Origin of the sequence: Yersinia sp. 2542 StPb PI, assembly GCF_048593855.1 — a bacterium.
Classification (GTDB): Bacteria; Pseudomonadota; Gammaproteobacteria; order Enterobacterales; family Enterobacteriaceae; genus Yersinia; species Yersinia enterocolitica_E.
On record NZ_JAZGQA010000141.1, the window covers coordinates 1 to 11,591 of the forward strand.

Sequence of the window (11,591 nt, forward strand, 5' to 3'; positions counted from 1 at the left end):
TTCAGCATTACAGCCATGAAGGGATTTTTCTTGTCAGCGCCCTATTTCGCCTAAAAGCATAAGAAGAATTATCGTCAATGTTAGTTAAATGTAAAGTAATAGAGGAAACTTTTCATATTTGTTGTTTTTTAAGTCACTCATGCAAATCAATGATGATTAATTTGCCATTTTATGTCTTCAATTGGATTTTGCTATCGCGATCCTATCAATTGTCCGTTGGCGTGTTTTCTGTCATTTAGTCGAAAAAAAATCTTACAGTGGATAGTAGTGATTAAAATTAACATTACAGATTTATTATCTGGTATATCGCGGGATTTTTTATTTGTATCTGCTGATTACCCCCATTGAATTAGTTGATTGCCCATTGTGGGTGGGGGCGTTTCTTTAGGGAATTGGATGAAAAAATTTGACTTGAGGGGGCGATTGCTTTAACCAATAGAGGGACAGCTTCATTTATGAGACAGACAGACGACATGCGATATATCAGCCTGAACACAACAATTATTACCACCACCGAAACCACTGGTTACGGGGCGGGCTGACGCGTACAGGAAACAACAGAAAAAAGCCCGCACCTAGACAGTGCGGGCTTTTTTTTTCAATCAAATCTTTGCAAAAAAAGTTTGCGATAAAAAAAGCGCGAAAGCGGGAGAGAATCAGAAATGCGAGTGTTGAAATTTGGCGGGACATCAGTAGCAAATGCAGAACGCTTTATGCGTGTTGCCGATATCATCGAAAGTAATGCACGTCAGGGACAAGTGGCTACCGTGTTATCCGCTCCCGCTAAAATTACCAATCATCTGGTTGCGATGATCGACAAAATGGTCGCAGGGCAAGATATCTCGCCGAATATCAGCGATGCGGAGCGGATTTTTTCCGAGCTGTTACGCGGGTTGGCCGACACTCAACCTGGATTTGACTATGAACGCTTGAAAGCGCTGGTGGCGCATGAGTTTGCGCAACTCAAACATGTCCTGCATGGTATCTCATTGCTCGGCCAGTGCCCGGATAGCATCAATGCGTCAATCATTTGCCGTGGCGAAAAACTCTCCATTGCAATCATGGAGGCGCTATTTCAGGCCAAAGGTTATCCGGTTACTGTGATTAATCCGGTCGAGAAGTTGCTGGCGCAAGGCCATTACCTCGAATCCACTGTTGATATCACGGAATCTACCCGCCGTATCGGGTCCAGCAGCATTCCGGCCAACCACATCATCTTGATGGCAGGTTTCACTGCCGGTAACGACAAAGGTGAGTTAGTGGTGCTGGGGCGTAATGGCTCCGACTATTCAGCCGCAGTGCTGGCTGCTTGTTTACGTGCTGATTGTTGTGAGATCTGGACGGATGTTGATGGGGTTTATACCTGTGACCCGCGTACTGTACCCGATGCCCGTTTACTGAAATCGATGTCATACCAAGAGGCGATGGAGCTGTCCTATTTTGGCGCTTCAGTTCTTCACCCCCGCACTATCGCCCCCATTGCCCAGTTCCAGATCCCTTGCCTGATTAAAAACACCTCTAATCCACAGGCACCTGGCACCCTAATTGGCGGGGAAAGCAGTGATGATGGCTTCCCAGTCAAAGGTATCACCAACCTGAATAACATGGCGATGATTAACGTCTCAGGTCCGGGGATGAAAGGCATGGTCGGTATGGCTGCCCGTGTCTTTGCGGTGATGTCACGCAGCGGCATTTCAGTGGTACTTATCACCCAGTCTTCTTCTGAATACAGCATTAGCTTCTGTGTGCCGCAGGGGGAGCTAGAGCGTGCCCGTAGAGCATTGGAAGATGAGTTCTATCTGGAATTGAAAGATGGCCTCTTGGAACCCCTGGATGTGATGGAGCATCTGGCGATTATCTCCGTGGTGGGTGATGGTATGCGCACATTGCGTGGCATCTCCGCTCGCTTCTTCTCGGCGTTGGCGCGTGCCAATATTAATATCATTGCGATTGCGCAAGGCTCGTCTGAGCGCTCTATTTCGGTGGTGGTGAGTAATGATGCGGTTACCACCGGTGTGCGTGTCTGCCATCAAATGCTGTTTAACACTGACCAAGTGATTGAAGTGTTTGTAATAGGTGTTGGCGGTGTCGGTGGGGCATTAATCGAACAAATCTATCGTCAGCAGCCGTGGTTGAAACAGCGCCATATCGATCTGCGGGTGTGTGGTATTGCTAATTCCAAAGCCATGCTGACCAATGTCCATGGCATTGCGTTGGATAACTGGCGTCAGGAACTGGCTGAGGTGAAGGAGCCATTTAACTTAAGCCGTCTGATTCGGTTGGTAAAAGAGTATCACTTGCTCAACCCGGTGATTGTCGATTGTACTTCCAGTCAGGCTGTTGCCGATCAATATGCTGATTTCCTGGCCGATGGTTTCCATGTTGTGACGCCAAATAAGAAAGCCAACACCTCGTCGATGAATTACTACCGTCAGATGCGTGCGGCGGCGGCGAAATCTTGTCGCAAATTCCTGTATGACACTAACGTGGGTGCTGGTTTACCGGTAATCGAAAACTTACAGAATCTGCTCAATGCCGGTGACGAACTGATGCGTTTTTCTGGCATTCTGTCAGGGTCGCTGTCGTTTATCTTCGGCAAGCTGGATGAAGGGATGACATTGTCAGAGGTAACCTTGCAAGCCAGGGAGATGGGATACACTGAACCTGACCCACGCGATGACCTCTCTGGCATGGACGTGGCGCGTAAATTGTTGATCTTGGCCCGTGAAGCAGGTTACAAACTTGAGTTGACGGATATTGAAGTTGAATCCGTTCTGCCAGCCAGTTTTGATGCTTCTGGTGATGTAGATAGCTTCCTGGCGCGTTTGCCGTCACTGGATGCCGAGTTTACCCGTTTGGTGGCGAATGCGGCGGAGCAGGGCAAAGTGCTGCGTTATGTTGGGGTTATCGAAGAAGGGCGTTGTATCGTCAGAATGGATGCTGTTGACGGTAACGACCCGCTGTATAAAGTTAAAAATGGTGAGAATGCGTTGGCTTTCTATACCCACTATTATCAGCCTATTCCGTTGGTGCTGCGCGGATACGGTGCGGGTAATGACGTGACTGCTGCCGGGGTATTCGCCGATCTTTTACGCACATTATCCTGGAAGTTGGGAGTTTAAATATGGTTAAGATCTATGCTCCGGCATCGATTGGCAATGTCAGCGTTGGATTTGATGTGTTGGGTGCGGCGGTTTCGCCGCTAGATGGCACCTTACTCGGCGATTGTGTCAGCGTGACGGCGGCAGACCGTTTCAGTCTGCGCAATGAAGGCCGCTTTGTCAGCAAACTGCCTGATGACCCGAAAGAGAATATTGTTTATCAATGCTGGGAGCGTTTTTGTCACGAAATGGGCAAACAGATCCCGGTGGCGATGGTGCTGGAAAAGAATATGCCGATTGGTTCTGGGCTAGGTTCCAGTGCTTGTTCGGTGGTTGCCGGGTTAATGGCGATGAACGAGTTCTGTGGCAAGCCACTGGATAAAGTCACGTTACTCGGCCTGATGGGGGAGCTGGAAGGGCGTGTTTCCGGCAGTGTGCATTATGATAATGTTGCACCTTGCTATCTGGGTGGGATGCAACTGATCCTCGAACAGGAAGGTTACATCAGCCAGAACGTTCCCGGCTTTGATGATTGGCTGTGGGTCATGGCGTATCCGGGTATTAAGGTCTCGACCGCTGAAGCGCGCGCCATTTTACCGGCGCAATATCGCCGTCAGGATTGTATCGCTCATGGCCGTAATTTGGCTGGATTCATTCACGCTTGTCACACTCAGCAACCTGATTTGGCCGCTAAGATGATGAAAGATGTTATCGCCGAACCTTACCGCACCCAACTGTTGCCGGGCTTTGCTGCCGCCCGCCAAGCCGCACATGATATTGGTGCATTGGCTTGTGGTATTTCCGGCTCTGGCCCGACGCTATTTGCTGTCTGCAATGATCATGAAACCGCACAACGCATGGCGGGCTGGCTACAAAATCATTACCTGCAAAACGACGAAGGTTTTGTTCATATTTGCCGTCTGGATACCGCAGGCGCACGACTACTGGGATAACGCATGAAACTGTATAACCTTAAAGATCACAACGAGCAGGTCAGCTTCGCGCAAGCGATCAAACAAGGCCTGGGTAAGCATCAGGGGTTGTTCTTCCCACTGGAATTGCCAGAATTTGAACTGACAGAAATTGATAAACTGCTGGATCTGGATTTTGTTACCCGCAGTAGCCGTATTCTGTCTGCTTTTATTGGCAGTGAGATTGCCCCTGAAACCTTAACCAAACGCGTTCAGGCCGCATTTGAATTCCCGGCACCCGTGGCTCAGGTTGAGAATGATATCGCCGCACTGGAGCTGTTCCACGGCCCGACACTCGCGTTTAAAGATTTCGGCGCGCGTTTTATGGCGCAAATGTTGGCTGAAGTGGCGGGTGATCAGCCGGTGACAATCTTAACGGCGACTTCCGGTGACACTGGGGCGGCGGTAGCACATGCATTCTATGGCCTGAAAAACGTGCGGGTGGTTATTCTCTACCCACGTGGCAAAATCAGCCCCTTGCAGGAAAAACTGTTCTGCACATTAGGTGGCAATATCCACACCGTGGCAATTGAGGGCGATTTTGATGCCTGCCAGGCCTTGGTGAAACAGGCCTTTGATGATGAAGAGCTGAAGCAGGAACTGAGCCTAAACTCCGCCAACTCGATCAACATCAGCCGCTTATTGGCACAAATCTGCTATTACTTTGAAGCGGTAGCCCAGTTGCCACAAGAAGCACGTAATCAACTGGTTATCTCGGTACCCAGTGGTAACTTTGGTGATTTGACCGCCGGGCTGTTAGCGAAATCATTAGGTTTGCCGGTTAAGCGCTTTATTGCTGCAACCAACGCCAACGACACAGTGCCGCGCTTCCTGGTTAACGGCCAGTGGCAGCCAAAACCCACCGTCGCGACGCTCTCGAATGCGATGGATGTCAGCCAACCGAATAACTGGCCACGTGTTGAAGAATTATATCGCCGTAAAATCTGGCAGTTGAAGGATTTAGGCCACGGTGCGGTGAGTGATGAAGTGACCAAAGAGACCATGCGTGAGCTGGCGGAGCTGGGTTATATCTCTGAACCTCATGCGGCGATTGCGTATCGTGTCTTGCGTGATCAGTTGCAGGACGGTGAGTTTGGGTTGTTCATCGGTACCGCTCATCCGGCGAAATTCAAAGAGAGCGTGGAAGAGATCCTCGGCCAGGAACTTCCGTTGCCGAAACCACTGGCTGTTCGGGCGCAACTGCCTTTGTTATCCCATGATTTACCAGCCGATTTTGCGCAATTGCGGGCTTTCTTGATGGCTTTGCCAAAGTAATTACCCGTCTTACTTGGTGTTGCAGCGTTGTTAGCCGCTCTCACTCACCCGAATCACTTACTTGACTGAGTAAGCTCATCGGGATGTGTTCGTTTGCTGCCTGGCTGCAACACCAATTACTTAGGGTAATGCTTTTTCTACTTGAAGTTGTTAAAACTGCTCAGCGCGCTTAAACACCAGTTCATTTTTTGCCGACAGCCCGGCATCAAACTCATAGCCTTCCAGATTGAAATCAACCAGTTGTTCTGGTTTGGTTAACTTATTCTGGATGATAAAGCGGCTCATCAGGCCACGGGCTTTCTTGGCATAGAAACTGATGATTTTGTATTTACTATTTTTCTCATCCAAAAATACCGGTTTAATCAGTGAGCCTGCCAGTTTGGCCGGTTTAACCGCTTTAAAATATTCATCAGAGGCCAGATTAATCAGCACATTATCACCTTGTTGCTCCAATGCCTGATTCAGTTTTTCAGTTATCTGGTCACCCCAGAACGAATAGAGATCTTTGCCGCGCGGATTAGCCAGCTTAATCCCCATTTCCAGGCGGTAAGGTTGCATTAAATCCAGCGGGCGTAACAGGCCGTACAAGCCAGAGAGCATGCGCAAATGCTTTTGCGCAAAATCAAAATCGGCGGCGCTGAAATTCTGTGCTTGCATGCCGGTATAGACATCACCTTTAAAAGCCAAAATCGCCTGACGTGCATTGTCCGGGGTAAAATCAGGCTGCCAGTCGCTAAAGCGGGCAGCATTTAAACCGGCCAGCTTGTCGCTAATCCCCATCAGACGGCTGATTTGGGCTGGCGTCAGCTCACGACAAATCTCAATAAGCACTTGTGACTTATCCAACATTTCAGGCTGAGTAAACTTCTTGGTCGCTAATGGACTTTGATAATCAAGGGTTTTAGCCGGAGAGATAATAATAAGCATAACGATATCCTGTTAATACCCGTCATACTTCAAGCGGCANGTGCGTTGGCTACTTTCGTTCACCTCAGTCACTTACTTATGTAAGCTCCTGAGGATTCACTCACTTGCCGTCTTTCTGCCATTCGAATTATTTAGGGTATATTTAAATAAGACACTGTAGCAAAAAGCGCACGTCAGCAAAAAAAGATTGGGCGATTGCTAAGATAGGTATCCCCATCGGACATGACGTTGTAGGGTTGTCTGCGATGATAGAGCTTGGCTAAATCGTCTCAGCACGATAAGAATGGACGAAATTGCTATTAACCAACCGGATTCTGGCTGTTTTGCACGGCGAAAACGGTTGCTAAGCAAAAAGCCTGTCTTTGCGCTTTTTTTAATCAGTTTAACTGCCTTGCACCAAGGCTTACGCATGTTATTATCAAGACAAGGCAGTGCGTCCAGATAGCCACTATTGCGAAATGGCTAACATTTCGAAAGAGCAGAAAGCAGCTTGAGAAAACAGATTCTTGAGAACATGCGTTCTTTAGGAAATGAACAGTTTTGACATGCCAAAAGTTCATGCACAAACGACGAGAAACGACAACATGACCGATAAACTTACTTCCCTACGTCAAATTACCACTGTAGTAGCAGATACCGGGGATATCGCGGCAATGAAGCTGTACCAGCCGCAAGATGCAACCACTAACCCATCACTTATCCTGAATGCGGCTCAAATTCCTGAATATCGCAAACTGATCGATGAAGCCATTGCCTGGGCACGCGAGCAAAGCAGTGACCATGCTCAGCAGATTGTTGATGCCACTGACAAATTGGCTGTGAATATCGGTTTGGAAATTCTGAAACTGATCCCAGGGCGCATTTCTACCGAAGTTGATGCTCGTCTTTCCTATGACACCGTTGCCAGCGTGGCAAAAGCCAAGCGCCTGATTAAACTGTATAACGAAGCTGGCATCAGCAATGATCGTATTCTGATCAAACTGGCCTCGACCTGGCAGGGTATCCGTGCTGCGGAACAACTGGAAAAAGAAGGCATTAACTGTAACCTGACTCTGCTGTTCTCCTTCGCTCAGGCGCGTGCTTGTGCTGAAGCGGGTGTATTCCTGATTTCACCGTTTGTTGGCCGTATTCTTGACTGGTACAAAGCCAATGGCGACAAAAAAGAGTTCGCGCCACACGAAGATCCAGGTGTCGTTTCAGTAACCGAGATTTATCAGTATTACAAAAAACACGGTTATAGCACTGTGGTGATGGGCGCAAGCTTCCGTAATCTGGGTGAAATCATTGAGCTGGCGGGTTGTGATCGCTTAACTATCGCACCTTCTCTGTTGAAAGAACTGGCAGAAAGCGAAGGCCCGATCGAGCGTAAACTCGCTTATACCGGTGAAGTTCAGGCGAAGCCTGCACCACTGACCGAAGCTGAGTTCTACTGGCAGCATAATCAGGACCCTATGGCTATCGATAAACTGGCTGACGGTATCCGTAAGTTTGCTATCGACCAAGGCAAACTTGAGAAAATGATCTCTGACCTGCTGTAATTCGAGCGGTATGTCTGATAAAAGGTGGCGTAAGCCGCCTTTTTTATTGCCTGTTAGCTGGCCAGGTTTGTGCTGCTCCCCCCACGTTAATTATGTTGGATATGCTATTATTCGCCCTGGATAACAGGCATTTCGTCGAGGTAGTCGCATGAATACATTACGTATAGGTTTAGTCTCCGTCTCTGATCGGGCGTCAAGTGGGGTATATCAAGATAAAGGCATTCCGGCACTGGAAGAGTGGCTGGCAAGTGCGTTAACCACCCCTTTTGAAATAGAAACTCGTCTTATCCCCGATGAGCAAACTCTGATTGAGCAGACATTGTGTGAGTTAGTCGATGAAATGGGCTGCCATTTGGTGCTGACCACTGGCGGTACCGGCCCGGCGAGACGTGATGTTACCCCTGATGCCACGCTGGCAATTGCGGATCGGCAAATGCCAGGTTTTGGCGAACAAATGCGTCAAATCAGCCTTCATTTCGTTCCCACCGCTATTTTATCCCGTCAGGTAGGGGTTATCCGCAAGCAGGCATTGATCATCAACTTGCCGGGACAGCCTAAATCAATCAAAGAGACGCTTGAAGGCGTGAAAGACGCCGAGGCGAACGTGGTGGTTGCCGGTATTTTTGCCAGTGTGCCTTATTGCATTCAACTACTGGATGGGCCTTATATAGAGACCAATGCTGAAGTGGTAGCGGCTTTTCGCCCGAAGAATGCCATTGTCGATATAAAAAGCTAAATTAAAACTTTTTACAACATAAGGCACCATTCTAACCGTGTGGGGAATTTTGTACGGTATAGTCCTATTAACTTTACAAAAAGCTGAAAATATTTTTCTTCCCCAACTCTGGTTTATTACGGTGTCATATGTCTCAAGAACACAATTCATCTCAAGTCGACTTATCGCAACCGCATGTTGCTCAAGAGCATAATCCTAACCGTCGATTGAATAAGCAAGATTATAAAACGCTCACTCTAGCTGCATTAGGGGGCGCTTTGGAATTTTATGATTTCATTATTTTCGTTTTCTTTGCTGCGGTTATCGGCGATCTTTTCTTCCCGGTAGATATGCCTGAGTGGCTGCGCCAGGTACAGACATTCGGTATTTTTGCGGCCGGTTATCTGGCTCGCCCATTAGGCGGCATCATCATGGCGCATTTTGGTGATCTTGTTGGCCGTAAAAAGATGTTTACTCTCAGTATTTTGTTAATGGCCTTACCCACGTTGGCGATCGGTATGTTGCCGACTTACGCTTCGATCGGTATTGCTGCGCCATTACTGTTGCTGTTAATGCGGGTGTTACAAGGGGCGGCAATTGGCGGCGAAGTCCCCGGAGCATGGGTTTTCGTGGCTGAACATGTACCGCGTCGGCGTATCGGGATCGCTTGTGGCACGTTAACTGCGGGTCTGACCGCGGGGATCTTGCTGGGGTCGCTGGTGGCTACCGCCATGAATACCACCTTAAGTCCTCAGGCTATTTTAGATGGCGGCTGGCGTGTACCATTCTTCCTGGGGGGAATTTTTGGCCTGTTCGCGATGTATCTGCGCCGTTGGTTGCAAGAAACACCTATCTTTAAAGAGATGCAGGCACGTAAAGCCTTGGCTGAAGAGTTACCGCTGAAATCTGTCGTGGTTAATCATAAGAAAGAAGTGTTTGTTTCCATGCTGCTGACCTGGTTGCTCTCTGCCGGGATCGTGGTGGTTATCCTGATGACCCCGACGTATTTACAAAAGCAGTTCGGCGTACTGCCCGCGCTGGCATTGCAGGCCAATAGTTTGGCGATTGTCGCATTGGTGTTTGGCTGTGTGATTGCCGGGCTGGTCATTGACCGTTTCGGTGCCAGTAAAACCTTTATTGTTGGCAGCCTGATGCTGGCGGCATCCACATGGTCGTTCTACCACACAAATTTGACTGATCCAACTCAACTCATTACGCATTATATGATGGCCGGATTTTGTGTCGGCATTGTCGGTGCGGTACCTTATGTGATGGTCCGTGCATTCCCGGCAGAGGTCCGTTTTACGGGAATATCCTTCTCTTACAATGTGGCCTACGCCATTTTTGGTGGTCTGACACCGATTGTGGTGACCCTATTAATGAAAATGACACCGATGGCCCCGGCCTATTACATGCTGTTGTTATCGCTGGTAGGATTGTTGCTGGGGATTTATCTGCGTAATGATATTAATAGCGATGTGAAAGTGCATCTGCCAAAGAAGGTTTTGGTTGAGTAAGAGAGCGGGTAAATAGATCTCATCTTCAAAAATAGCCCATACAATTTATGGGCTATTTTTTGACCCATATAATTTAAAATTCATTCTTAAAATTAAAACCAACCTTCTGTTTGACTCGAGCCGAGGGCTGAGTAATGACTTCAGAGAATAATATTCTGGCACCCTGTTGCTGTAAATATCGGCTTAGCTCTCTGACTGCTGCTGTGCCAGCGCCTCTTACGGTTCCTTCGCGATCGGGAAATAAGACATAGTCTGGCAGTGTTGCCGACGCGACCAGTTCAACTTCATCCCGGCTATTAAAACGGTCAGCAAGTACTATCGCGATAACTCTTCCCCGCAGTTTAACTATTACATATATTTCACCGGGACGATGGAGAATGAGTCTTCGATTGATAATACCCGTCACAACGTTTCCAGCAAGAAGCAGTTTATTGAGGGCATCATTAATTTCATCTGTAGCGGCATCTGCATTGGCACCTTGATCGGGGTAACCTCGCTGATACTGTTGCTCCCAGTGAGCAATGATTTCTTTCAGTTTTTTCCGCATCGCTTGGGCATTACTAATTTCTACACCTGAAAGCTTTTCTTCTTCCTCAGGGGTGGGTGTTGGGAGTATTTCTATTTCGAATTCTAATTCAGTTTGCTCAACAAATTCACCCTGTGAAATAATTTTTGGAGGAGTTGGTTTAAAGATGAAAGTCTCCAATAGCAACTCATAAATGCCTAATGGTAAGAGCTCCACCTGTGATGGTGACTCATCAGATAAGGAAAGAAGGTTATAAGAGGTATAACTAAGCTGAGCATAATCAAAAGCGGTTTTAATATCGGCAAGGGCATTATTAGTGGTTCTGTCGGTTATTTTTTCTGTTATAGCATGGATGAACCTATTTTCTACTGCTGCATTTTCGGCGGTGACGCCGGTACTTCCTGTTCTTATTATTGAATCTACTATTTGGCCAAAAAATGCTGTATTCCAGGTTTCTAAGCTATTACCAAACAACAAAGTAAAGTCAGTCATGATTTCTAATGTCCAGTCAATGCAATGGGGTCTTACTTGACGTGTTGGACGAGAGTTAAATAAAGAGTGGAGCGAAACCATGCAGGCTTTGGCTACCGCCGGGAGGCTTAGAGATTGTCTACGTTGACTGTAATCTATATAAGTCAATGTCATGTAGTTATCTACACTCTTAGGTATGCGTAACTCTGCTTCTTTGCTGGACTTTGGTTTTAGTGGGGAGCTGTTTCCAGCAATATGTAATGTTTTTCCTTTTGTATTATGGTTGAAAAAATCATTTGCACTGAATATGATGCCATTCAATTGTTGGCATTTACCTTGTATAATATAATTATAGATATTTAAAAAAGGAGTGAAAGCACATAATATTTTACTTGCTTGTGCTAAATCTCTTTTTTCCCAATCCTTATCTCCTGTATCTGCGGTAAGTATAGTTTTGACGATAACTAAAGGTTTATCTTTATTGTAGTTAGTTATTACTATCTCTGGGGGGGCGCTAATGCCATTATCCCAATCAAAAAAATAATGGGGG

General features: G+C 47.3%; 8 protein-coding genes, 1 pseudogene and 1 other annotated feature. Of the genes and pseudogenes, 7 read left to right on the plus strand and 2 right to left on the minus strand.

Annotation, left to right across the window (positions count from 1 at the left end):
• The first annotated feature begins 473 nt into the window (after positions 1–473).
• From thrL to thrC, 4 genes are all read left to right on the plus strand, one after another.
• On the plus strand, positions 474–542 hold the full coding sequence (gene thrL / locus V1952_RS15735) for a thr operon leader peptide (protein ID WP_002231504.1): 69 nt from the start codon (positions 474–476) through the stop codon (positions 540–542).
• Positions 481–599, plus strand: a sequence feature (Thr leader region). Its footprint overlaps the gene before it by 62 nt.
• A gap of 63 nt (positions 600–662) precedes the next feature.
• Positions 663–3,122: a bifunctional aspartate kinase/homoserine dehydrogenase I gene (thrA, locus tag V1952_RS15740; protein ID WP_420075091.1), complete on the plus strand. Its 2,460-nt coding sequence runs from the start codon at positions 663–665 to the stop codon at positions 3,120–3,122.
• A gap of 2 nt (positions 3,123–3,124) precedes the next feature.
• Positions 3,125–4,054 (plus strand): homoserine kinase, encoded by a 930-nt coding sequence (thrB, locus tag V1952_RS15745; RefSeq protein ID WP_420075092.1) that lies wholly within the window; start codon positions 3,125–3,127, stop codon positions 4,052–4,054.
• Positions 4,055–4,057: 3 nt separating this feature from the next.
• Positions 4,058–5,347: a threonine synthase gene (thrC, locus tag V1952_RS15750; protein ID WP_083160635.1), complete on the plus strand. Its 1,290-nt coding sequence runs from the start codon at positions 4,058–4,060 to the stop codon at positions 5,345–5,347.
• 150 nt (positions 5,348–5,497) lie between these two features.
• On the opposite strand, the gene yaaA is transcribed toward thrC, so the two are convergent.
• Positions 5,498–6,274: a peroxide stress protein YaaA gene (yaaA, locus tag V1952_RS15755; RefSeq protein WP_420075093.1), complete on the minus strand. Its 777-nt coding sequence runs from the start codon at positions 6,272–6,274 to the stop codon at positions 5,498–5,500.
• Between the two features lie 584 nt (positions 6,275–6,858).
• Between yaaA and tal the strand changes: the two genes are divergently transcribed.
• The 3 genes from tal (at position 6,859) to V1952_RS15770 (ending at position 10,044) form a co-directional block, all read left to right on the plus strand.
• Positions 6,859–7,812, plus strand: a complete 954-nt coding sequence (gene tal / locus V1952_RS15760) for a transaldolase (protein ID WP_005192439.1) — start codon at positions 6,859–6,861, stop codon at positions 7,810–7,812.
• Positions 7,813–7,960: 148 nt separating this feature from the next.
• Positions 7,961–8,548 carry a molybdopterin adenylyltransferase gene (mog, locus tag V1952_RS15765; RefSeq protein WP_420075094.1) on the plus strand — a complete coding sequence of 196 codons (588 nt, stop codon included), beginning with the start codon at positions 7,961–7,963 and terminating at the stop codon, positions 8,546–8,548.
• Positions 8,549–8,676: 128 nt separating this feature from the next.
• Positions 8,677–10,044 carry an MFS transporter gene (locus V1952_RS15770; protein WP_372557969.1) on the plus strand — a complete coding sequence of 456 codons (1,368 nt, stop codon included), beginning with the start codon at positions 8,677–8,679 and terminating at the stop codon, positions 10,042–10,044.
• Positions 10,045–10,117: 73 nt separating this feature from the next.
• On the opposite strand, the pseudogene V1952_RS15775 reads toward V1952_RS15770, so the two are convergent.
• A pseudogene (locus V1952_RS15775) lies at positions 10,118–11,591 on the minus strand (GNAT family N-acetyltransferase); the annotation flags it as partial.

What these genes read in the sequence shown, in the direction of transcription:
- thrA (WP_420075091.1), top strand. Translation starts at nt 663, where the DNA reads ATGCGAGTGTTGAAATTTGGCGGGACATCAGTAGCAAATGCAGAACGC.
- thrB (WP_420075092.1), top strand. Translation starts at nt 3,125, where the DNA reads ATGGTTAAGATCTATGCTCCGGCATCGATTGGCAATGTCAGCGTTGGA.
- thrC (WP_083160635.1), top strand. Translation starts at nt 4,058, where the DNA reads ATGAAACTGTATAACCTTAAAGATCACAACGAGCAGGTCAGCTTCGCG.
- yaaA (WP_420075093.1), bottom strand. Translation starts at nt 6,274, where the DNA reads ATGCTTATTATTATCTCTCCGGCTAAAACCCTTGATTATCAAAGTCCA.
- tal (WP_005192439.1), top strand. Translation starts at nt 6,859, where the DNA reads ATGACCGATAAACTTACTTCCCTACGTCAAATTACCACTGTAGTAGCA.
- mog (WP_420075094.1), top strand. Translation starts at nt 7,961, where the DNA reads ATGAATACATTACGTATAGGTTTAGTCTCCGTCTCTGATCGGGCGTCA.
- V1952_RS15770 (WP_372557969.1), top strand. Translation starts at nt 8,677, where the DNA reads ATGTCTCAAGAACACAATTCATCTCAAGTCGACTTATCGCAACCGCAT.